This window comes from Streptosporangium sp. 'caverna', from assembly GCF_003203775.1.
GTDB lineage: Bacteria > Actinomycetota > Actinomycetes > Streptosporangiales > Streptosporangiaceae > Streptosporangium > Streptosporangium subroseum.
Genome location: NZ_CP029711.1, coordinates 5,775,702 through 5,796,457, shown reverse-complemented (window position 1 = coordinate 5,796,457; position 20,756 = coordinate 5,775,702). Strand labels below are relative to the sequence as shown.

Annotated in this window: 22 protein-coding genes; 16 read left to right on the top strand and 6 right to left on the bottom strand. The window is 68.4% G+C overall.

From position 1 onward, the window contains the following. Window positions 1-180: 180 nt before the first annotated feature. Window positions 181-369: a hypothetical protein gene (locus tag DKM19_RS25790; RefSeq protein ID WP_110698975.1), complete on the bottom strand. Its 189-nt coding sequence runs from the start codon at window positions 367-369 to the stop codon at window positions 181-183. A gap of 44 nt (window positions 370-413) precedes the next feature. On the opposite strand from DKM19_RS25790, the gene manA reads away from it, so the two are divergent. The 3 genes from manA to DKM19_RS25775 all read left to right on the top strand — a co-directional run bounded on the left by manA (window position 414) and on the right by DKM19_RS25775 (window position 3,757). Further along, window positions 414-1,529 (top strand): mannose-6-phosphate isomerase, class I, encoded by a 1,116-nt coding sequence (gene manA / locus DKM19_RS25785; protein ID WP_204358219.1) that lies wholly within the window; start codon window positions 414-416, stop codon window positions 1,527-1,529. A gap of 366 nt (window positions 1,530-1,895) precedes the next feature. Next, the gene (locus tag DKM19_RS25780; protein ID WP_239513589.1) at window positions 1,896-2,753 is read left to right on the top strand and encodes an SAM-dependent methyltransferase; all 858 of its coding nucleotides are present in this window, start codon (window positions 1,896-1,898) and stop codon (window positions 2,751-2,753) included. Window positions 2,754-3,343: 590 nt separating this feature from the next. Continuing rightward, a complete protein-coding gene (locus DKM19_RS25775; protein ID WP_110698974.1) occupies window positions 3,344-3,757 on the top strand; it encodes a hypothetical protein in 414 nt (137 codons plus the stop codon). Between the two features lie 169 nt (window positions 3,758-3,926). Here the strand turns inward: DKM19_RS25775 and araB are convergent, their stop codons facing one another. Beyond that, window positions 3,927-5,585 carry a ribulokinase gene (gene araB / locus DKM19_RS25770; RefSeq protein ID WP_110698973.1) on the bottom strand — a complete coding sequence of 553 codons (1,659 nt, stop codon included), beginning with the start codon at window positions 5,583-5,585 and terminating at the stop codon, window positions 3,927-3,929. Window positions 5,586-5,809: 224 nt separating this feature from the next. Between araB and DKM19_RS25765 the strand changes: the two genes are divergently transcribed. The 6 genes from DKM19_RS25765 (at window position 5,810) to DKM19_RS25740 (ending at window position 12,219) form a co-directional block, all read left to right on the top strand. Then, the gene (locus tag DKM19_RS25765; protein ID WP_110698972.1) at window positions 5,810-6,841 is read left to right on the top strand and encodes a LacI family DNA-binding transcriptional regulator; all 1,032 of its coding nucleotides are present in this window, start codon (window positions 5,810-5,812) and stop codon (window positions 6,839-6,841) included. Between the two features lie 191 nt (window positions 6,842-7,032). Continuing rightward, complete coding sequence (locus DKM19_RS25760) at window positions 7,033-8,019, top strand: ABC transporter substrate-binding protein (RefSeq protein WP_110698971.1); 987 nt, start codon at window positions 7,033-7,035, stop codon at window positions 8,017-8,019. Between the two features lie 208 nt (window positions 8,020-8,227). Next, complete coding sequence (locus tag DKM19_RS25755; RefSeq protein WP_110698970.1) at window positions 8,228-9,751, top strand: sugar ABC transporter ATP-binding protein; 1,524 nt, start codon at window positions 8,228-8,230, stop codon at window positions 9,749-9,751. Continuing rightward, window positions 9,748-10,821 carry an ABC transporter permease gene (locus tag DKM19_RS25750; protein WP_110698969.1) on the top strand — a complete coding sequence of 358 codons (1,074 nt, stop codon included), beginning with the start codon at window positions 9,748-9,750 and terminating at the stop codon, window positions 10,819-10,821. The genes DKM19_RS25755 and DKM19_RS25750 overlap by 4 nt, the downstream gene beginning before the upstream one ends. Continuing rightward, entirely contained in the window at window positions 10,818-11,807 is a 990-nt protein-coding gene (gene yjfF, locus DKM19_RS25745; RefSeq protein ID WP_110698968.1) for a galactofuranose ABC transporter, permease protein YjfF, read from the top strand. The genes DKM19_RS25750 and yjfF overlap by 4 nt, the downstream gene beginning before the upstream one ends. A gap of 190 nt (window positions 11,808-11,997) precedes the next feature. Next, window positions 11,998-12,219 carry a helix-turn-helix transcriptional regulator gene (locus tag DKM19_RS25740; RefSeq protein ID WP_110698967.1) on the top strand — a complete coding sequence of 74 codons (222 nt, stop codon included), beginning with the start codon at window positions 11,998-12,000 and terminating at the stop codon, window positions 12,217-12,219. 59 nt (window positions 12,220-12,278) lie between these two features. Here DKM19_RS25740 and DKM19_RS25735 read toward each other — a convergent pair whose 3' ends face one another. Beyond that, window positions 12,279-13,238: an alpha/beta hydrolase gene (locus DKM19_RS25735; protein WP_110698966.1), complete on the bottom strand. Its 960-nt coding sequence runs from the start codon at window positions 13,236-13,238 to the stop codon at window positions 12,279-12,281. A 614-nt stretch (window positions 13,239-13,852) separates the two neighbouring features. Here DKM19_RS25735 and DKM19_RS25730 point away from each other — a divergent pair. The 3 genes from DKM19_RS25730 to DKM19_RS25720 all read left to right on the top strand — a co-directional run bounded on the left by DKM19_RS25730 (window position 13,853) and on the right by DKM19_RS25720 (window position 15,357). Further along, window positions 13,853-14,101: a DUF6400 family protein gene (locus DKM19_RS25730; RefSeq protein WP_110698965.1), complete on the top strand. Its 249-nt coding sequence runs from the start codon at window positions 13,853-13,855 to the stop codon at window positions 14,099-14,101. Then, complete coding sequence (locus DKM19_RS25725; RefSeq protein WP_110698964.1) at window positions 14,088-14,318, top strand: hypothetical protein; 231 nt, start codon at window positions 14,088-14,090, stop codon at window positions 14,316-14,318. Before DKM19_RS25730 ends, DKM19_RS25725 begins: the two co-directional genes overlap by 14 nt. A gap of 208 nt (window positions 14,319-14,526) precedes the next feature. Further along, window positions 14,527-15,357 (top strand): NAD(P)H-binding protein, encoded by an 831-nt coding sequence (locus DKM19_RS25720; RefSeq protein ID WP_162641756.1) that lies wholly within the window; start codon window positions 14,527-14,529, stop codon window positions 15,355-15,357. Between the two features lie 32 nt (window positions 15,358-15,389). Here the strand turns inward: DKM19_RS25720 and DKM19_RS25715 are convergent, their stop codons facing one another. Both DKM19_RS25715 and DKM19_RS50850 read right to left on the bottom strand, forming a co-directional pair. Further along, the gene (locus DKM19_RS25715) at window positions 15,390-15,794 is read right to left on the bottom strand and encodes a hypothetical protein (RefSeq protein WP_110698962.1); all 405 of its coding nucleotides are present in this window, start codon (window positions 15,792-15,794) and stop codon (window positions 15,390-15,392) included. Window positions 15,795-15,806: 12 nt separating this feature from the next. After that, window positions 15,807-16,028, bottom strand: coding sequence for a ribbon-helix-helix protein, CopG family (locus tag DKM19_RS50850; RefSeq protein ID WP_204358218.1), 222 nt, complete (start codon window positions 16,026-16,028; stop codon window positions 15,807-15,809). A 157-nt stretch (window positions 16,029-16,185) separates the two neighbouring features. Between DKM19_RS50850 and DKM19_RS25705 the strand changes: the two genes are divergently transcribed. From DKM19_RS25705 to DKM19_RS25695, 4 genes are all read left to right on the top strand, one after another. Next, on the top strand, window positions 16,186-16,863 hold the full coding sequence (locus tag DKM19_RS25705; protein WP_110698961.1) for an NAD(P)H-binding protein: 678 nt from the start codon (window positions 16,186-16,188) through the stop codon (window positions 16,861-16,863). Window positions 16,864-17,199: 336 nt separating this feature from the next. Further along, on the top strand, window positions 17,200-19,044 hold the full coding sequence (locus DKM19_RS50845) for a discoidin domain-containing protein (protein WP_204358217.1): 1,845 nt from the start codon (window positions 17,200-17,202) through the stop codon (window positions 19,042-19,044). 110 nt (window positions 19,045-19,154) lie between these two features. Continuing rightward, window positions 19,155-19,316, top strand: a complete 162-nt coding sequence (locus tag DKM19_RS49750) for a hypothetical protein (RefSeq protein ID WP_162641755.1) — start codon at window positions 19,155-19,157, stop codon at window positions 19,314-19,316. 36 nt (window positions 19,317-19,352) lie between these two features. Further along, window positions 19,353-20,318, top strand: a complete 966-nt coding sequence (locus tag DKM19_RS25695; RefSeq protein WP_110698960.1) for a RimK family alpha-L-glutamate ligase — start codon at window positions 19,353-19,355, stop codon at window positions 20,316-20,318. A 143-nt stretch (window positions 20,319-20,461) separates the two neighbouring features. On the opposite strand, the gene DKM19_RS25690 is transcribed toward DKM19_RS25695, so the two are convergent. Continuing rightward, window positions 20,462-20,746: a hypothetical protein gene (locus DKM19_RS25690; protein ID WP_110698959.1), complete on the bottom strand. Its 285-nt coding sequence runs from the start codon at window positions 20,744-20,746 to the stop codon at window positions 20,462-20,464. Between the last annotated feature and the right edge of the window lie 10 nt (window positions 20,747-20,756).

The following is a 20,756-nucleotide window of genomic DNA, read 5'->3' as shown; positions in this document are numbered from 1 at the left end:
GTTTCGACGAGCCGGGACGGACGCTATTGCCTGGAGAGCCGCCGGTTGACGCGGGCGAGCAGATCGTCGATCGGCTCGCAGGCGGTGCATCGCCACAGGCGCACTGTGCCGTCTCCGTGCGCGGTCAGCAGGAGTTGCCCGTCGGCGATGAGGACCCCGCGCCTGCCCGGCGCGGGGTCCTCACACCTTCGAGGAGAACCCGGCGGTGACCCAGAACGCCGAGGCCGACCGGATGCGGGCCCGGCGGATCGCCGACGAGGGGGCCAGGCCGCGCGCCGATGCGGAGAACCGGGCGGCCGAGGACGTCCAGCGGGCGCCGGAGGGCGGCGGCGTCCAGAACAGGTCCTGGGTAACGCCCCCTTCCGTCACGGGGAAGCCGGTGCATCCGTCACACTTGTACCGGAGGAGGAATCGTGACAGAACTGCCGGTTGATCCCTTGTGGAACACCGTGAAGAACTACGACTGGGGATCGCGTACGGCCATCGCCACGCTGACCGGGCGCCCCGTTCCCACGTCGCTGCCCGAGGCCGAGATGTGGCTCGGTGCCCACCCGTCCGGATCCTCGTCGCTGGTGCGACAGGGAACGCGGCGCTCGCTCGCCGAGACGGTGGCCGCCGATCCGCTGACCGAGCTGGGGCGCCCGACCGCGGAGCGGTTCGGCTCGCGCCTGCCGTACCTGTTGAAGCTGATCGCCGTGGATCTGCCGCTGTCGCTGCAGGTCCACCCGTCACAGGAGCAGGCGGAGGAGGGATTCGCGAGGGGGGCCTACGTCGATCCGTTCTCCAAGCCCGAGCTGATCTGCGCGCTGACCCCGTTCACGGCGCTGGCCGGTTTCCGTGCCGCACGCCAGGCGGCGGAGCTCCTGGAGGAGCTGGGCGTGCCGGAGCTGCGGCCGGTCATCGCGCTGCTCGCCGAGGAGGAGACCACGGCAGCACTGCGCGTGCTGGTGGAGTGGCCGGCCGACTCCAGGCGAGACCTCGTCGCCTCGATCGTGCGCGGTGCGACGGCCGCGGGCCGTCCCGACCACGCGCTGGTCGTACGGCTGGCGGACATCCATCCCGAGGATCCGGCCTGCCTCGCGCCGCTGCTGCTGGAGCGGTACGAACTCGAACCGGGTGAGGCGATCTTCCTCGGTGCGGGAGTTCTCCACTGCTATCTGAGCGGATTCGGCGTGGAGATCATGAGCGGCTCGGACAACGTGCTGCGCGCGGGGCTGACCAGCAAGCCGATCGAGGTGGAGGAGCTGCTGCGGGTGACGGTCCCCTCCGCGCTGCCCCTGCGGGTCGAGCCGGTGAAGAACGTCTACCGTACGCCCGCGCCGGAGTTCAGCCTGGGCAGTGTCAGTCCCGGTTCCGGCTTCCTGCTGGAGGGAGGCGTGCCGCGCATCCTGCTGTGCACTCAGGGAGAGGTCGAGGCGGGAGGACGGACTCTGCGCCAGGGGGAGTCCGCCTTCGTTTCCGCCGCGGCCGGACCCATCGACCTGCGCGGATCCGGGACGCTCTTCTGGGCGGAGCCCGGACAACAGTAAGCGGACGGAACGTCAGGCCGGGTGGCTCTCGCACGAGCCACCCGGCCTGACGCGTGCCGGCGCGGCTCGGGGTCGGATCGGTGCTCGGATTCATCGCCCGCCGAGGCCGCCGAGCTGAGGCCGCTGAGCGCGATGCCGCCGGCGAAGCGACGATCGACGTCGCCGCCGGGGGCAGGGGGCGCAACGGCCGGCGCGGGGGTGTGCGGGAGGACTCCGGAGGCTCGGGGAAAGCGGAAAATCGGGCCCGTGCTCGAATCCGTGATGTCCAGGCAGATCGCTGCTTTGATCATGCTTTACCGATCTTTTGCACTATCATTTACGATGATCGGTTAGCGAATCGGTAGACGATCCAGTAGGAGACGGGCCGTGCCTGACAGAGACGAAGACCGGAACCCGATCGAGGACCGGCAAGATCGCGTACCGCCCGGGATCGACACGTCCAAGCCGAACATCTCTCGGGTCTACGACTTCATGCTGGGCGGTAAGGACAACTTCGCCGCCGACCGTCAGGTCGCGGAGATGGCTCTGAAGATCGCTCCTGACGCCCCGGCGGCCGCGCGGTCCAACCGCGAGTTCCTGCGGCGAGTGGTGCGCCACCTGGCGGCGGAGGCGGGCATCCGCCAGTTTCTCGACATCGGGTCCGGCCTCCCCACCCAGGGAAACGTGCACGAGATCGCCCAGGAGATCGACCCGGAGGCACGGGTCGTCTACGTCGACAACGACCCGATGGTCCTCGCACACGGCAGGGCGATCCTCGCCATCACCGAAACGACCACCGTCATCCAGGCCGACATCCGCGAACCGGACAAGATCCTGGACCACCCGGAGGTCCGGCGGCTCATCGACTTCACCGAGCCGGTCGGGCTTCTTCTGTTCAGCATCCTGCACCATCTCAACGACGACGAGGACCCGGGCGGCATAGCGGACCGCCTCCGTGCCGCGCTCCCGCCGGGCAGTTACGTCGCCGTCTCCCACTTCCACAACCCGGGCGCCGAACGTCCCGTGGTCTCCCAGCAGGCCGCCGAGGCCGAGCGGATCTTCAACGAGAACCTGGGCACCGGACGGTGGCGCACCGGGGAGGAGATCCTCGCCTACTTCGGTGACATGGAGGTCCTGGAGCCCGGTCTGGTGCCGCTGGTGGAGTGGCGACCGGATGCGTACGACAACCACGAGGTCGGCATCACCTACTACACCTATGTCGGCGGCGTGGCCCGGAAACCCTGAACGGAGCCGATCGCGTCCCGCGCCATCCGGCACGTGATCGAAGACCGCCGGTCGCGGCTCCTTACGTCACGCAAGGACCTCCCCGGCCTCGTCACGCCCTCCTCCCCCGAGGAGGGCGTTTCCCGAGCCCCCACGGACCTGTCGTCGGAGCGCCGACACCTCCGGGCCTTTCTCCCATCTCACCGCCCCGAGGAACACCCGACACCGGACCTACCGGGTCCGCGGAGGTTCACACGACGTTCTGGGCCAACAGTACGAACCCTTCACCGGCGGCTGAGCGGAACGTCGGGATGAGGACGTAGCGGGGGAGAACGACCGCCCGGATCCTGCCGGGTGCGCGGAAGTGCGAACGCTCCTCGGAGAGGGGCCTGAGTCCTGCCGGGTGACGCAGAAGCGCGAGGACTCCCTGGAGAGGGGCGTCGTCGGCGTATCCGCCGTTCCCCGATGACGGCTCCCCGCATGTTCGCCACGCGTGATTCGCCCTCTCACTTCGCGGACCGGAGAACCATCCTCATATGATCACAAACTCCTCCGTCCGTGCGGAGCCTGCGGGCTTCGACGGGACGGTGACCCCCAGCGGAAGGAAACGCATGCACACTCGGAGCAAGCTCGCCATCCTGGCCGGCGTGGCGATGATCTCCACCGGGCTGGTGGCCGGTGCCACACCGGCCGGCGCGACCGGTCCCTGCGGAAGCGGCTACAGCCAGGTCGGCTCATACCCCATCCCCAAAACCGGCCCGCAAAAAGGCACCCTGAAGGTCTACTACAGCTCCCGCTCCGGAAAGAACTGCGCGCTCGCCTACGGCTACGGCGCCACCTACGGCAAGGCCACCTACAAGTCGGTGACCATTGGCCTCACCGCGGGCACCCGGGCCGAGCACGACTACGGAAACTACAAGCTGTACGCGGGTCCGATCTACCTCGCGGCCGCGCACAAGTGCATCGAAGTCTCGGGATTCATCGGCACCGCCAATCGCGTGTTGTCCAAGGTGCACTGCGGCTGAGGATCTCGCATGTGAGAGCCGACCGCGCCCGCCGGGGCAGACGGGCACGGAGGGCCCCGCACAAGCCGTGCGGGGCCGGACTCCGAGCGTGTGAGGCTTGTGCGGAGCCGGACTCCGGGCGTGCCCGGCGGCCAAGGTGTGCCGGGCACGCCGTCTCGACGGCCTTCGCTCAGGAGGCCGCGGCGTTGCGGATGCCCCTCAGGGTGTGGAGCGCGTTGCTGCCACCGCGGCCGAAGTGGTCGTGCAGCTCGGTGTAGATCGCGTACAGCGCGTCGTAGCTCCTGGCTCGCTCCTCATCGGGCAGGTACACGTTCTTGTTGATCTTCCCCATGGCCTTGGAGGCGGAGTACACGTCGGGGTAGGCGCCCGCGGCGACCGCCGCGTGGATGGCGGAGCCCAGCGCGGGTCCCTGCTCGGAGCCGATGGTGCTGAGCGGGCGCCGGGTGACGTCGGCGTAGATCTGCAGCAGGAACGGGTTGCGGAGCATGCCTCCGGCTATGACCAGCTCCGACACCGCGACCCCCGACTTCTCGAAGTCCTCGATGATCGTACGGGTGCCGAACGCGGTGGCCTCCATCAGCGCCCGGTAGATGTCCTCGGGCGCGGTGGCGAGCGTGGAGCCGATCAGCACACCCGACAGGTTGTGGTCGACCAGGACGGAGCGGTTGCCGCTCTGCCAGTCGAGCGCGACGAGGCCGTGCTGGCCGACCTTCTGGGTGGCGGCCTTCTCCGTGAGCAGCTCATGGGGGGACAGGCCCCGCGAGGTGGCCTGCGCGTAGTAGTCCTCCGGCAGGCCGCAGCCGACGAACCAGGCGAAGATGTCGCCGACGCCGCTCTGCCCGGCCTCGTATCCCCAGAGGCCGGGGGTGACGCCATTGGCCACCACTCCACACATTCCAGGCACCTCGGCCAGGACATCGGAGTTCATGACGTGGCAGGTGCTGGTGCCCATCACGGCGAGCATCTGGCCGGGCGCGACGGCCTGCGCGGCCACGTTCGTGACGTGGGCGTCGACGTTGCCGATCGCCACCGGGGTCCCCTCGGGCAACCCCGTCCACTCCGCGGCCCGCGCGGTCAGCCCGCCCGCGACCGTGCCCATGGCCGACAGCGGGTGCTCCAGCTTCTCGGTGAAGTCGGCGAAGCCGGGGTTCAGCTTGGCGAGGTATTCCGGGGAGGGCCGCTTCCCGTCCTGGTGGATGCCCTTGTATCCGGCGGTGCAGAGGTTGCGGGTCTCCCGGCCGCACAGCTCCCAGACGATCCAGTCCGCGGCCTCGATCCACCGCTGCGCGCGCTCGTAGACCTCGGGGTCCTCCTCCAGGACCTGCAGCGCCTTGGCGTACTCCCATTCGCTGGAGATCTTCCCGCCGTAGCGGGGCAGCCAGTCCTCGCCGAGCTCTGCCGCCAGCGCGTTGATCCTGTCGGCCTGCGGCTGGGCCGCGTGGTGCCTCCACAGCTTGGGATAGGCGTGCGGGCGGTCCTGGAGATCTTCCAGCTCGCACAGGGGAGTGCCGTCGACGGTGGTCGGCAGGACGGTGCACGCGGTGAAGTCCGTACCGATGCCGATCACCTGGCCGGGGGCGACCCCGGCGTTCGCCAGCGCCTGCGGGACGGCGTACCGCAGCACGTCCCGCCAGTCCTGGGGGATCTGAAGTGCCCAGTCGGGGCCGAGCGGGGCGTCCGTCGCGGGTAGCCGCCGGTCGACCACGCCGTGCCGGTACTCATGCACGGCGGTGCCGAGCTCGGTGCCATCGGCCACCGAGACCACCACGGCGCGTCCGGACAGGGTGCCGTAGTCGATGCCGATGACAACTGCGGGGTCGTTGGACACAGCGGTGCTCCCAGGGAATGCAGGCGCGAATCAAGTGGGCTGATTGTTAGCGCTATCAGAAGTATTGGTCAAGGCTATCGGTGATTACGATTCGGGGTACATCCCTCTGGCTAGGGCAATTCGAGCCCATGGGAAGCATCCGAAAAGTTTCCACCTCTAGCCTTGACAGCTTAAGTGTTATCGCAAACACTCTGGTAACCCCAGCGAAACATGGCGAGGAACGCATGACACCGAGCTTCGAGGACGGCAGGGCACGCACCAGACCGGCGGTGCTGGACGATGTCGCCGCACTCGCCGGAGTCTCCGCGATGACGGTCTCACGTGCGCTGAACACACCCGACAGGGTGCGCCCCGAGACCCGGGCGCGCGTCCTGGCGGCGGTGAGCGAGCTCGGCTACCGCCCCAACTCGGCCGCGCGCCAGCTCGTCACGGGTCGTTCGAGAGTGCTCGGCGTGGTCAGTTTCGACACCACTCTGTACGGCCCGGCCTCCACGCTCTACGCGATCGAGCAGGCGGCCAGGCAGAACGACTACGTGGTGAACATCGCCAGTCTCGGCGTGCTGAACCGCAGGTCGATCGGGGAGGGCGTGGACCGGCTCCGCGCGCAGTCGGTCGACGGCATCATCATCGTGGCGCCGCACGAGTCGGCGGCGGAGGGGTTGTGCCACCTCTCGCCCGACCTGCCGGTGGTCGCGGTGGACGCGGGGGAGGACATCCCCGTCCCCGTGGTCATGGTCGACCAGCGCGGCGGCGCCGTACGGGCGACGCGGCACCTGCTGAGCCTGGGGCACGAGACGGTCTGGCACCTGTCGGGCCCCGCGAACTGGATAGACGCCAGGGGACGTGTCGAGGGGTGGCGTTCGGTCCTCGAAGCCGAGGGCCGTCCGGTGCCCGAGGTGCCGGTCGGCGACTGGAGCGCGCACTCCGGCTACCAGCTCGGCAAGCGCCTGGCGATCGATCCTTCGGTCACGGCCATCTTCGTCGCCAACGACCAGATGACCCTGGGGGTGCTGCGGGCCCTGCGCGAGGCGGGCCGGCGCGTTCCCGAGGACATCAGCGTGGTCGGCTTCGACGACGTGCCGGAGGCCGCCTACTTCTGGCCGCCGCTGACGACGGTCAGGCAGAACTTCGGAGAGGTCGGCAGGCATGCGTTCCAGTTGCTGCAGGGCCGCATCGAGGGCGCCTCGGGAGGAGGGCCGCGCATCGTCGAACCCGAGTTGGTGGTCAGGGAGAGCACGGGCCCGGTTCGCCACTGATTCCGGCGGGACCGGATCCCCGGTCTCGGCCGGTCTGAAATGTTAACGCTACCCATAGCAAGCGCTCGGCCAGGTCGCAGGGCCGGCGGATCATCCGCCGGACCGTCGGCATCGAACACGTCCGTGCCCGAGAGATCAGGCCCGGATTCGACGACATCTCCTTCATCCCCCCAGAAACACAAGGAGAGACCATGTTCAGACGTGGTTTGGCGGCGGCCCTGGCCGCCGGAGTGCTCGTGTCCATGCTCGCCGCCTGCGGCTCGGGCGACAGCGGCGCGAATCAGAGCGGCGGCGGATCGGACCAGCTCACGCTCGGCTTCTCACAGGTCGGCGCCGAGAGCGGATGGAGGACCGCGAACACCAAGTCCGTCCAGGAGGCGGCCAAGGAGGCCGGCATCGATCTGAAGTTCTCCGACGCCCAGCAGAAGCAGGAGAACCAGATCAAGGCCATCCGCTCGTTCATCCAGCAGAAGGTCGACGCGATCGCCTTCTCGCCGGTGGTCGAATCCGGCTGGGACACCGTTCTGAAGGAGGTCAAGGACGCGGGCATCCCGGTCATCCTGACCGACAGGGCGGTCGACTCCACGGACACGTCGCTGTACAAGACGTTCATCGGCTCCGACTTCGTCGTCGAGGGCACGAAGGCCGGCGAGTGGCTGGTCAAGGAGTACGAGGGGAAGCCCGACCCGGTCAACATCGTCGAGCTTCAGGGCACCACCGGCTCCGCCCCCGCCAACGACCGCAAGAAGGGTTTCGGGGACGTCATCGCGGCCGACCCGAAGTTCAAGATCATTGCTTCGCAGACCGGCGACTTCACCCGGGCCAAGGGCAAGGAGGTCATGGAGGCCTTCCTGAAGGCCAACAAGGACATCGACGTTCTGTTCGCCCACAACGATGACATGGGTCTCGGCGCCATCGAGGCGATCGAGGGCGCAGGGCTCAAGCCCGGTACGGACATCAAGATCATTACCATCGACGGGGTCAAGGACGGAATGCAGGCCCTGGCCGACGGGAAGATCAGCTTCATCGCCGAGTGCAGCCCCCTCCTGGGCCCGCAACTGATGGACCTGGTCAAGAAGGCCGTCAAGGGCGAGCAGATCCCGACGCGGGTGCTCACCGAGGAGACCACCTTCACCCAGGAGCAGGCCAAGGCCGCCCTGCCGGGGCGTAAGTACTGATCTCGGGCGCCCGAACCTCGTGCGCCGTCCACCGAGGCGGGCCACCCCGGCGGTCACCGGCCGCGGGGTGGCCCGCCCGGATACGTGCGAACCACCTGGACATGTGCGAACCGCCTGGAAAAGTAAGAACCATCCGGACGCGTGAGAACGACATGTGAGAACCACGGGGAACCGCAGGAACCATCCGAACACGCAAGGAGCCACAGGGATGGCAGAGCCCGCAGCGATCCTGGCGATGACGGGAATCACCAAGGAGTTTCCCGGCGTCAGGGCGCTGAGCGACGTCGACTTCCGGCTCTTCCCCGGTGAGGTGCACGCCCTCATGGGAGAGAACGGCGCCGGCAAGTCAACGCTGATCAAGGCCCTGACCGGGGTCTACGACATCGACGGAGGGGAGATCCTCCTGGAGGGGGAGGCGGTGCGCTTCACCGGTCCCCTGCAGGCGCAGCAGGCCGGTGTCAGCACCGTCTACCAGGAGATCAACCTCTGTCCCAACCTGTCGGTCGCGGAGAACATCTTCATCGGCCGCGAACCGCGGCGACTCGGCGCGATCCAGTGGAAGAAGATCCACCGGCGGGCCACCGAACTGCTCCGGCGGCTCCGGCTCGACATCGACGCCTCGGCCCTGCTCGGCACCTACTCCATCGCCGTGCAGCAGATGGTCGCCATCGCGCGGGCCATCGACATCTCCGCCAAGGTGCTCATCTTCGACGAGCCGACCTCCAGCCTCGACGCGAAGGAGTGCGAGCAGCTCTTCCGCGTCATGCGGCAGCTCAAGGACGAGGGCATCGCGATCCTCTTCGTGACGCACTTCCTGGACCAGGTGTACGAGGTCACCGACCGCGTCACGGTGCTGCGCAACGGCCGCCTGGTGGGCGAGCGTCTCACCGCGGAGCTCGCCCAGATCGACCTCGTCGCCATGATGATCGGCAAGGAGCTGGAGGTCCTGGAGCAACTGGACGAGCAGCCCAAGAACTCCCCGGCCACACGCCAGGACGCGTCACCGGTGGTCGCGGCGAGCGAGCTCGGGCGAGACGGCGCCGTGGCGCCCTTCAACCTCGCCATCCACCGCGGAGAGGTCGTCGGTCTCGCCGGACTGCTCGGTTCGGGCCGGACGGAGGTGGCCCGGCTGCTGTTCGGGGCCGATCGGGCCGACCACGGCCAGATCCGGGTGGACGGCACCCTCGTGGCCGTCCGCAGCCCACGTGCGGCGATGGCCCACGGCATCGCCTTCTGCTCGGAGAACCGGCGGACCGAGGGACTGGTCGAAGACCTGACCGTGCGGGAGAACATCATCCTCGCGCTCCAGGCCGAACGCGGATGGTCACGTCCGATCCCCCGGCGCAGGCAGGAGGAGCTGGTGGACAAATACATCAAGGCCCTGCGCATCACCCCCGCCAATCCGGACATGGTCGTACGCAACCTCAGCGGCGGCAACCAGCAGAAGGTCCTGCTGGCCCGCTGGCTGATCACCGAACCCCGGCTGCTGATCCTTGACGAGCCGACCCGGGGGATCGACGTCGGCGCCAAGGCGGAGATCCAGCGGCTGGTGGTCTCGCTCGCCGACGGGGGGATGGCCGTCCTGTTCATCTCGGCGGAGCTCGAAGAGGTCCTGCGGCTCAGCCACAAGATCGCCGTACTGCGTGATCGACATCTGGTGACCGAGATGCCCAACGACGGGGTGGACGTCGAGCACGTCATGCGGATCATCGCGAGCGGAGCCGCCGTATGACCGCAAGCCTGAGCGAGCACGTGAGCGCACTGGCCCGGCGGCGGCTCTTCTGGCCGGTGACCATCCTGATCGTTCTCCTGCTGGCCAACCTCCTCTTCACGCCGGACTTCTTCAAGATCGAGATCCGGGGCGGACACCTCTACGGCAGCCTGATCGACATCGTCCGCTTCGGGGCACCGCTGATCATGGTCGCCCTGGGCATGACCCTGGTCATCGCCACCAGGGGCATCGACCTGTCGGTGGGCTCGATCGTCGCCATCTGCGGAGCCCTGTCCTGCCTGTGGATCAGTGGGCAGGACGACCAGAACGGCGTCGCCGGAGTGCTGACCGCGGTCGGCCTGGCGCTCGGGCTGGCGCTGGTGCTCGGCCTGTGGAACGGCTTCCTCGTCGCGGGAGCCGGCATCCAGCCGATCATCGCGACGCTGATCCTCATGGTCGCGGGGCGCGGACTGGCCCAGCTGATCACCGACGGCCAGATCATCACGATCAACAGCACGCCGTACAAGCTCATCGGCGGCGGCTACTGGCTGACCGTGCCCTTCTCCATCCTCCTGGCCCTGGCCGTGACGGCCCTGGCCGTCGCGCTCACCCGCCGCACCGCGCTCGGCATGCTCATCGAGTCCGTGGGCGGCAACGCCGAGGCGAGCCGTCTGGCGGGCATCGGCTCCCGCCGGATCATCGTGATGGTCTACGTCTTCTGCGCGTTCTGCGCGGGGATCGCCGGTTTGATGATCAGTTCGAACGTCTCCAGCGCCGACGGCAACAACGCCGGCCTGTGGATCGAGCTCGACGCGATCCTCGCCGTGGTGATCGGCGGCACGTCACTGGCCGGAGGGCGATTCTCCATCGGAGGCACCGTCGTGGGTGCCCTGCTCATCCAGGCACTGTCCACCACCATCTACACCGTCGGCGTCCCGCCGGAGACGACCTTGCTGTTCAAGGCGCTGGTGGTCACCGTCGTGTGCCTCATCCAGTCGCCGGCGTTCCGCGCCAAGGTTTTCCAGCGCCGCCGTCGGCCGTCCGCGCGGACGGCCGCGCGGGAGAAGACGAAAGTCGAGGTCGCGCCATGACCAGTCTGACCGGCAGGTGGCCGGGGCTGCGGCGGCCCCAGCGCAAGTACATCCCCGTGCTGGCGACGCTGTCCCTGCTCGCGGTGATGTACGGGGTCGGAGCCATCCGCTACGAGGCGTTCTCCGACGGGCAGGTGATCCTCAACGTCTTCGTCGACAACGCCTTCCTGCTCGTCGTCGCGGCGGGGATGACCTTCGTCATCCTCACCGGCGGCATCGACCTGTCGGTGGGCTCGGTCGTCGCGCTGACCACGATGCTGTCGGCGTCGCTGCTGCAGGAGCAGGGGTGGCCGCCCTATGCCGTACTGCCCTTCGTGCTGTTCGTCGGCACGCTTCTCGGCTTCGCGATGGGCTGCATCATCCACTACTTCGAGATCCAGCCGTTCATCGTCACCCTCGCCGGGATGTTCCTCGCCCGCGGCCTCTGCTACACGATCAGCACCTCCTCGATCCCGATCACCGACCCCTTCTGGACGTCGATGGCACAGTCGAAGGTCCGCTTCGGGGAGTACTTCGTGTCCCCGAGCGTGATCGTCGCGCTGGTCGTCGTCATCGTCGGCGCGTACGTCCTCAGCCACACCCGGCTCGGCCGCAACACCTACGCGATCGGCGGCAATCCGGCCTCGGCGCTCCTGATGGGCCTGCCCGTCGCCAGGACCCAGATCACGGTCTACGCGATCAGCGGCTTCTGCTCGGCGCTCGGCGGGGTGCTGCTCAGCTTCTACATGCTGTCGGGGTACGGCCTGCACGCGGTCGGCATGGAACTCGACGCGATCGCCGCGGTCGTCATCGGCGGCACCCTGCTCACCGGGGGGTCGGGCTACCTGGTGGGAACAGTCCTGGGCGTTCTGGTCCTCGGCGTCATCCAGACCATCATCACCTTCGACGGCACGCTGAGCTCGTGGTGGACGAAGATCGTCATCGGTGCGCTGCTCTTCGTCTTCATCCTTCTCCAGCGGGTCATCGGCGCTCGCAAAGCACCGTAACTTTCCATGTCGTCCGGTCTTGTCCCCGCGTCTGTTTATCGTTTATCGTTTTATCGAAAATCGATACCCATTCGCTGGGGGAGGACATGAACCTCTACCGGGTCCTCATCGTCGGGCTCGCCGCTCTCGCGCTGGCGGAGGTGTTCCGGCAGGGCGGCAAGCTCAGGGCGGACACCCAGGGGCTGGTCTGATGCCTCCGGAGGAGGAGCACCACGTCGTCGTACACCTCGACAAGCTGCTGGCCGACCGCGGGATGACCCTGACCGAGCTGGCCGACAGGGTGGGCGTGACGATCGTGAACCTGTCAATCCTGAAGAACGGCCGCGCCAGGGCGATCCGGTTCTCCACCCTCAGCGCGGTCTGCCGCGAGCTCGGCTGCCAGCCCGGCGACCTGCTCGGCTACGACTCCTGAGGCCGCCGCGAGGCATCGTCACTCACAGACGTGACACGGATCGACATGGTCGTGAGTGCTCAGGCGGTTCCGAGCGCGGCGCGCAGGATCGCGGTGGCCTGGGCGATGGCGGCGCGGGCCCCCCGGGTGTCGCTGAGCGAGTTGAGCAGCATGAAGTCGTGGACGACGCCGTCGTAGCGCACGGTGGTGATCGGGACGCCGGCGGCCCGGAGTTTGGCGGCGTAGGACTCGCCCTCGTCGCGCAGCACGTCGGCCTCGTCGACGAGCAGGAAGGCGGGCGGCAGCCCGGCGAGCTGTTCGGCGGTGGCCTGGTTGGGCGAGGCGGTGATCTCCGCGCGCTGTGCCGGGTCGGTGGTGTATGCGTCCCAGAACCATTCCATGAGCTTGCGGCTGAGGTAGTAGCCGGTGGCGAACCGGTCGTAGGAGCCGGTGTTCATGGCGGCGTCCGTCACCGGGTAGTACATCGACTGCTGCACGAACGTGACGTCGCCGCGCTCCTTGGCCATCAGGGCCAGCGCGGCCGTCATGTTCCCGCCGACCGACTCGCCGGCGACCGCCATGCGATCGGAGTCCAGGCCCTTGGACGCGCCGTCGCGGACGATCCACTGCGCGGTGGCGTAGCCCTGCTCGATGGCGACGGGGTAGCGGGCCTCCGGAGACGGGGTGTACTCCACGAAGGCGATCGCGGCCCTGGCGCCGACCGCCAGCTCGCGCACGAGCCGGTCGTGGGTGCCGGCGTTGCCCAGTACCCAGCCGCCGCCGTGCATGTACACCACGACGGGCAGCGTGCCGGTGGCGTTCCGCGGCCTGACGATGCGCACCCGCACGTCGCCCACGGAGGCCGGCACGGTGATCCACTCCTCGTCGACGGGCAGCTTGTTGACCGGCGCGGCCTGGAGGTTGTCGAGGACCTGGCGGGCGGCGGCCGGCTCCAGCTCGTACAGGAAGGGGGGCCTCGAGGTCGCGTCGGCGAGCTCCTGCGCGGCGGGTTCGAGGACGATCGGGGTCTCAACGCTCATGAGAGTTCTCCTTGTCTACCGGCCCGGAGTTCCGGCGGTTTGTCTGCCGGCCCGGAGCCCCGACGATCGGCTTCCCGTCCGGGCCCAGGTCGCCGACCTGGGCCGTGCCCGGCGGAGTGGTGTGTGAGCCGATCCCTGCCTGATCCTGTTTCTGCAGGTTAAGCGGTAGGCATCCGCGGGTTGGGTTCCGTCGCGGTGTGTCGTCGGAGATCACTTGTCCCCATTCCTGCCTCGCCGTCGCGTCACCCGTGAGGGCGGCCGCGGTTCGCGCCCTCGGGATGGATCGACGCCTCGACACCGGTCCGGGGCCCACCGTCCCAAACCCGAACCTCGAACCCGGCTCTCTCCCGCACCACGGGTGTGGACGTGGTCTCGCGGATCGCGTAGTGGCCGTGACGTGCGTCACGAAGTGGCCAAGAAAAGCGACATAAGGTATAAAAAGGGACATGGATCCCTCTTTGGGGCTATCCAACTTCCGAGCCGCATTCGAGTGATCGCAAAGGACCGGCCATCTCGGCCCCACGGTGGCCGAGTCCCCTTCCGGATCCTCCAGCGGGCGCCTTCCCGCAGGTCACACGGATGACACGTTCGCCATCCCACCGGAGAGCCGTGCTTTGAGCCAGGACAGCAACAGCGCACATGTCGTCTTCGAGATCGACCTCACCCTGGAGGAGACTCGCCGCCGGGCCGCGGTCATGGCGGCACTGGAGCCCGGCTGGGATCCGCCGGCGGTGATGCGGCGTGAGGAGGAGGCCTACGACCTCCTCTACTCCGGTCTCGACGAGCGGCAGCAGGAGCTCTACGACATCCTCGTGGACGCGGGGGTCCTTCCACGGAGGGGACCGGGCCATGCTGCCGCTTGATCCGCACGCCGACCTCGGACGCAGGGCCTGGGTGCCCTGCCCCCGGTGCCGCGACGAGATGGACTGCGGAGACTGCGCGAGCAACCGGAACTGCGGGGTGCACTGGCGCTACCTCATCAGCAACACCGGAAGCGTCCTGCACCTGCAGTGCCCGGGATGCACCCACCTGTGGAACCACGAGACCTACTTCGGCGCGGGCGGCACCACCCCCTTCTGACCGGGCACGGTGGGAGGCCGAAGACGCGGACCGCCGGCGCGGGCTTCCGTGTCACGGCCGTCCGCAGGCGTGGGGGCGACGGGAGCCGGGGCGCCCCGTGGCGGCGATTTAAACCTGAGGCGGTCGAGGTCCGTCGGCCGGTACATTCTCCGGGTATTTCTCAGCCGCCGTCATCGCGGATGATCGGCCTGCCAGAAGAGGATCCTCCGTGACGAAGATCGCGATCACCGGCGTCACCGGCAACTTCGGCCGCATCGTCATCGAGGACCTGCTCACCGGGATCTCTCCCGGTGATCTCGTCGCGGTCGCCCGTACTCCCGGCAAGGCCGCCGACCTCACCGGCCGGGGCGTCGAGGTGCGGCGCGGTGACTACGACGACCCCGCGTCCCTCGACACGGCGTTCGAGGGGGTGGATCTCCTGCTTCTGGTGTCCGGTTCGGACCTGACGCCCGGGGTCCGCGTGGTCCAGCACCGGACCGTCGTGGAGCGCGCGGCCAAGGCGGGAGTACGGCGCATCGTCTACACCAGCGCCATCGGCGCCGAGAGCGGCCAGGGTTCCTCGGCCGATCACGCCGCCACCGAGAAGATGATCGGTGAGTCCGGCCTGACCTACACGGTGCTGCGCAACACCCTCTATTCCGAGGCGTTCGTGGGCACCGCGCTGGCCCAGGCGAACGAGACGGGCGAGGTCGTCTCCTCCACCGCGGGCCGGCCCCTCAACACGGCGAGGCTCCGCGACCTGGCCCTCGCGGCCGGCGCCGTTCTGAGCGGATCCGGACACGACAACGCGACGTACGAGTTGCGCGGACCCCTGTGGACATACCCCGAACTCGCCGAGGCTCTGGCGAAGGTCCTGCGCAGGCCTGTCACGTATCGCGAGGTCACCGACGCGGAGGCGGGCCGGCTCGGAAGCCTGTTCCCGATGGTGCGGGCCGGCGCCTTCTCCCAGACCGCCCCCGACCTCTCCCGCCTGCTCGGCCGACCGGCCACCGGCCTCGAAGACACGGTCGCCGCGTTCATCGAACGTGTCGGAGCCTGAAGGGCGGTGCGGTCAGGGGTCTTCGGCCGCGATCAGGGCAGGGGCTCGATCTCCACGCCGGGGGCGATCTCGCGCAGTTCCTCCCCGCGGTCGGTGACGATCTGCCAGCCGTAGCGCAGGCCGCACCAGGCGACGTGGGCGAGGGCGACGTCGGTCACGGCGAGATCGGCGGCCTCGTGGGCCTTCTCCCGATCCTCCATGTAGTTGATGTCCACGGTGGGTGAGGTGGTGAGCAGCATGAGCTGCCAGCGCAGGTCCTGCGGAAGGATGGCGAGGGCCTGGATGTAGGCGCTGACCGGGATGAGCAGGGTGACGGTGCCGGACTGCAGCGAGGCGGCGATGAGCGCGCGGGCGTAGAGGTGCTTGCCCGTCGCGGCGGACACCAGGGCTGAGGTGTCGAGGATGCGGCCGGATCCGGCGGGAGGAAAGGTGCTCACGGGATCATGGTGTCAGGAAGCCGCGCGGCTCTGCTCCATCCCGAGGGAGCGCGCGGCACGATCGAGCTCGGCCTGCGGGATCGGACCCCAGGCGTCGGTGAGACGGGAGTGAACGGACAGGCGGGTCGCGCGCTCGTCAACCGCGAGCCTGACCACCTGGGCCATGGACAGCCCCTCGGCCTCGGCCATGCTGCGCAGGCGCTCGTTCTCTTCGTCTTCGAATCGGATGGTCATCGCCATGTCATCGACTGTAGCCGATGAGTGATACCACTCGCCACTGATCGTGGTATCACTTGAGGCAGTCGCGGATCTTGTGCACCCGGCAGGGTCACGTGTCCTGCGGAGCGCGAGCCGTACGGCCGTGCGAGTCTCGTCTTGAGGAGGAATCGACATGCGCATAGTCATCGCGGGCGGACACGGGAAGATCGCCCTACGCCTGGAGCGGCTGCTCGCCCATCGCGGCGACGAGCCGGTCGGCCTGATCCGCAAGCCCGAGCATGAGCCCGATCTCCGGGCGATCGGCGCCAAGGCCGTCCTGTGCGACCTGGAGAAGGCCGGGGTGGAGGAGGTCGCCGCCCACCTGCTGGGGGCCGACGCGGCGGTGTTCGCCGCGGGGGCGGGGCCGGGCAGCGGCGTGGAGAGGAAGGACACCGTCGATCGCGGGGCCTCGGCCCTGCTGGCCGAGGCGGCCGAGCGTGCCGGGGTGCGCCGTTTCATCCAGATCTCGTCGATGGGAGCCGGGCGCCCGCCCGCGCCGGGTTCCGAGGAGGTGTGGGCGGCGTACATCAAGGCCAAGACGGACGCGGAGCGCGATCTGCGCGCCCGTGACCTGGACTGGACGATCCTGCGTCCCGGTGGCCTGACCGACGGTCCGGGGGTCGGAGGGGTCACCCTGTCGGAGTCGCCGCTTCCCCGCGGCCAGGTGCCCCGCGAGGACGTCGCCGCGGTGATCGTCGCGCTGCTGGACGCGCCCGGCACCCGCCACCGCGTCCTGGAGCTCATCGGCGGAGACATCCCCATCCTCGACGCCGTCGGAAGGCTGGAGAACGGTTCGGGGACGCCGCGCTGAGACGGTCAGGTGGGCCGCCCGGGCCCTCGCGGAGAACAGTGGATCGAAACATCGGACCGTTCCACTCCGGCTGGCGTGCTGGCCAGCGCCTGGATGCCCCAGCCATCGCGCTCTCTCGCAAGTCTCACGAGTAACAGTCAGCGCGTAGGTATTTTTTTGCGAAAAGAAGTAGAAACATTGCGGACACTCGGGCGTCATCCTATGGTGTGCACAACGCCGTCCTGCCGCTTTTTAGCTGACGGCGGAGATCTTCCCGCCCCCCACCCTGCCGGATCGCGGTGACCGTACGCCCCGACGACCGCGGTGATCCGGCCCTGCGTGACGAAGGGTCAGCCGATGAAGACATCCGATCAATCAGTAAGTCTTCTGCCACCTGCCAGACGTCGTAATCCCGTCATCCTCGCGGTCCTGCTCCTCATGCTGTGCTGGGCGGGCGTGCAGGTGGCGCCGGCGGCACGCGGGGCGGCGGTCCCCGAGCTGTCCCCCAACGTCCACCTGTTCTACTACCCCTGGTACGGCAATCCCCAGGTCGGCGGCGACTGGCGGCACTGGCAGCAGGGCGGCCGCACCCCGCCGAACGACATCGGCGCGGATCTGTATCCCAGCCTCGGCCCCTACGACTCCGGCGACTACGCGGGCGCCGTCACCAAGCACATGCAGTGGATCAAGCAGGCCGGAGTCGGCGTCCTCGTCTACAGCTGGTGGGGCCAGGGAAGCTACGAGGACAACCTGGTCGCGGGCGTGATGAACGCCGCGGCGCAGTACGGCATCAAGGTGGCGTGGCACATCGAGCCGTACAACGGGCGCTCGGCGGCCTCGGTCGTCGGCGACATCCAGTACATCAACAACCGCTACGGCGGCAGCCCGGCCTTCTACCGCGACGCCGAGCACGGCAACCGCGCCGCCTTCTACGTGTTCGAGAGCCTGAAGATCACCGACTGGGCCGCGCTCGACCAGGTGACCCAGAACAACATCGTGCTCGCCCAGACCACCGACACCTCGAAGATCGCCCACTTCTCCGGTCTGTACACCTACGACGGGATCGCCGGTGCCACCGCGCCCGGCTGGGCGAACGCGGGCGCCTACGCCAAGCAGAACGGCCTGATCTGGGCGCCCTCGGTCGCGCCCGGCTACATCGACGACCGCGCCGTACCCGGCAACACCTCGCCGACGCTCGGCCGCGCGAACGGCGCCACCTACGACCTGGAGTGGGCCAACGCCCTCGACACGGCCAAGGGCGGCCTGCCGTCGTGGGTCTCGATCACCTCCTTCAACGAGTGGCACGAGGGCAGCTCGATCGAGCCCGCCCGCGGCAACCCGCCCGCGGGATTCGGCTACCAGACGTTCGAGGGCGCGTACGGCAAGACCGGGGCCGCGGCGGAGACCGCCTACCTGGACCGGACGAAGTACTGGGCGACGGAGTTCGAGACCCGCAGGGGTGGCGGGAGCCAGCCGGACACCCAGCCGCCGTCGGCGCCGGGCAACGCGCGCTCCACCGCGACGACCGAGACCGGCGTCGCGCTGGCCTGGAACGCCGCCACCGACAACGTCGGCGTGAGCGGCTACGACGTCTACCGTGAGGCGGGTGCCACCGACGTCAAGGTGGGCAGCGTCTCCGGAACGTCGTTCACCGTCACGGGTCTCAGCCCGTCGACGTCCTACCAGTTCTACGTGGTGGCCAGGGACGCCGCGCAGAACACCTCGCCACCCTCCGCCACGGTGACCGCGGTGACCAAGACCCCCACCGGGTGCTCTCCGGGAACCGGTGACCTGGCCCGGGGCAAGTCGATCACGGCAGGCAGCACCACGCAGAACTACGTCCCGGCCAATGCCGTCGACGGGAACGCCTCCACCTACTGGGAGAGCGCCAACAACGCCTTCCCCCAGTCGATCACGGTCGATCTCTGCGCGCAGGCCGGAGTCAAGCGCGTGGTGCTGAAGCTGCCGCCGATCTCCAGCTGGAACACGCGCACCCAGACCCTGTCGGTGCTGGGTTCGGTCAACGGCACCGCCTTCGACACCCTGGTCGCGTCGCAGGGCTACACCTTCAACCCGGCAGGTGCCAACACCGTCACCATCACCGTGCCGGCGACGACCCAGAGATACCTGCGGCTGAACATCACCGGCAACACCGGATGGCCCGCCGGGCAGCTCTCCTCGTTCGAGGTCTACTCCTCCTAGTCCGTTTCCTCCGGAGCGGGTCCAGCCAACACCATGGAAAGCGACGTTAAGTAGTTGTACCATTACTGATTGTTGTTCGGTGTCGGCTGGACCAAGCGGAGGTAAGGGCTATGGCGGACCTACAGCACTTCATCGTCGATCTTCCTGACAGTTTGGCGGAAGGACCCGGCACGACGACCGGGCTCGGTGGCGGCCCGACCACATACATGACCGGCGAGGAGGGCGGCGGGGGTTACACCACGTACGCGATCGGCGAGGAAGGCTGCGGCTAGAGCGGCGGCGATCGACGAAGGACGGCGCTCCGAGGCATGGAACGCTGGGGGATCATCGGCCCGCCGGGCGACGAGCAGGTGGCAAGGGTGGCGAGCTACCTGCGAGAGCGCCGGGCGGAGCCGGCCATCCTCGATCTTTCGAGGTTTCCAGCCGAGGCGTCGCTCTCACTGTCGGACGGTCTGCCCGTGGCTCCGGGGCTCGGAGCCGGCCCGGAGGGGCCCTGGTATGTCCGCTCGTTGCCGTTACCCCTGCCCTTCCTTTCCCGCCATGGAGAAGCGGGCACCGCCACGGCGGGGGAGCAGGAGAGCGCGCGGCGTTCGGCCTATGCGAACGGCCGTGAGATCCGCTCGTTCGTGTTCAGCTTCGTCGCGGCCCTCGAGCGCGGCGGCGCGCTCCTCGTCAACCATCCATCGACGTTCGGGCAGCACTTCCTGAAACTCGAGCAGCTCCAGAGGCTGCGGGACGCCGCCGTTCCGGTTCCGCGGACGCTCGCCACCAACGATCCCGCCGCCGTCGTCGACTTCGCCCGGAGCCTCGGCGGGCCGATGGTCTACAAACCCATCGCGGGCGGGGCTCTGTGCCGCCGCGCGACCGAAGACGATCTCCTCCCGGAGCGGCTCCGCCTGCTCGCCGGAGCCCCCGTGCTGTTCCAGGAAGAGGTCCCCGGGCGCAACCTGCGGGTATACGTCGTCGCCGGCAAGGTGGTGGCCTCATACGAGATCGTCTCCGACGAGCTCGACTACCGGGGCGCGGAGACCGCGGTGTTTCCGGCCCCGCCCAGCGAGGAGGAGCACGACGCGTGCCTTCGGGCGACCGAGGCGTGCGAGATGGTGTTCACCGGCATCGACATCCGCCGCAGGGACGACGGCACCTTCGCACTGCTGGAGTGCAATCCCTCGCCCATGTTCGCCGCCATCGAGCGAAGAACGGGGGAGTCGGGCGTCACCCGAGCCCTGGGTGAGCTCCTGCTGAGATCGATGGAGCCGCGCCCGCCCGGATAAGCGATACCCGGACTTCCGGCGGACCGTTCTTACCGGTGCGGGGGGAGTGCGTCGGTAAGAACGGTGCGATCATCGCGTACGCGGGAGCCTTCGGCTCAGACCGTAGGGCCCTGTCGCTTCATTGATCTGTGTTCAGGCATCGACTACGGGGAGGTCGTGTGGTCGCGCGCAGCGATCAACGGGGCCATGAACTCACGGAAACGCTCCAACTCCTCCGGATTCATGTCCAACGGCAACCCGTTGACAATCTGGTCGTTGCCGTCTTTGGAGCCGATTATGACCTTGAATCCGTTGCGGCGCGGTTTCGCGTACACCCCGAGAAACGCCACGTGGAAGCGCTTGACGCTTGACAGAGTGCGATGGAAAATCTCAAGAATTCTGCCGTCCTGCACCAGGATGTAGTCGCCGACCTCGAACTCTGTCGCCATAGCTCCCGCT

What these genes read in the sequence shown, in the direction of transcription:
- DKM19_RS25775 (WP_110698974.1), top strand. Translation starts at nt 3,344, where the DNA reads ATGCACACTCGGAGCAAGCTCGCCATCCTGGCCGGCGTGGCGATGATC.
- DKM19_RS25765 (WP_110698972.1), top strand. Translation starts at nt 5,810, where the DNA reads ATGACACCGAGCTTCGAGGACGGCAGGGCACGCACCAGACCGGCGGTG.
- DKM19_RS25760 (WP_110698971.1), top strand. Translation starts at nt 7,033, where the DNA reads ATGTTCAGACGTGGTTTGGCGGCGGCCCTGGCCGCCGGAGTGCTCGTG.
- DKM19_RS25755 (WP_110698970.1), top strand. Translation starts at nt 8,228, where the DNA reads ATGGCAGAGCCCGCAGCGATCCTGGCGATGACGGGAATCACCAAGGAG.
- DKM19_RS25750 (WP_110698969.1), top strand. Translation starts at nt 9,748, where the DNA reads ATGACCGCAAGCCTGAGCGAGCACGTGAGCGCACTGGCCCGGCGGCGG.
- yjfF (WP_110698968.1), top strand. Translation starts at nt 10,818, where the DNA reads ATGACCAGTCTGACCGGCAGGTGGCCGGGGCTGCGGCGGCCCCAGCGC.
- DKM19_RS25740 (WP_110698967.1), top strand. Translation starts at nt 11,998, where the DNA reads ATGCCTCCGGAGGAGGAGCACCACGTCGTCGTACACCTCGACAAGCTG.
- DKM19_RS25735 (WP_110698966.1), bottom strand. Translation starts at nt 13,238, where the DNA reads ATGAGCGTTGAGACCCCGATCGTCCTCGAACCCGCCGCGCAGGAGCTC.
- DKM19_RS25725 (WP_110698964.1), top strand. Translation starts at nt 14,088, where the DNA reads ATGCTGCCGCTTGATCCGCACGCCGACCTCGGACGCAGGGCCTGGGTG.
- DKM19_RS50850 (WP_204358218.1), bottom strand. Translation starts at nt 16,028, where the DNA reads ATGACCATCCGATTCGAAGACGAAGAGAACGAGCGCCTGCGCAGCATG.
- DKM19_RS25705 (WP_110698961.1), top strand. Translation starts at nt 16,186, where the DNA reads ATGCGCATAGTCATCGCGGGCGGACACGGGAAGATCGCCCTACGCCTG.
- DKM19_RS50845 (WP_204358217.1), top strand. Translation starts at nt 17,200, where the DNA reads ATGAAGACATCCGATCAATCAGTAAGTCTTCTGCCACCTGCCAGACGT.
- DKM19_RS49750 (WP_162641755.1), top strand. Translation starts at nt 19,155, where the DNA reads ATGGCGGACCTACAGCACTTCATCGTCGATCTTCCTGACAGTTTGGCG.
- DKM19_RS25695 (WP_110698960.1), top strand. Translation starts at nt 19,353, where the DNA reads ATGGAACGCTGGGGGATCATCGGCCCGCCGGGCGACGAGCAGGTGGCA.
- DKM19_RS25690 (WP_110698959.1), bottom strand. Translation starts at nt 20,746, where the DNA reads ATGGCGACAGAGTTCGAGGTCGGCGACTACATCCTGGTGCAGGACGGC.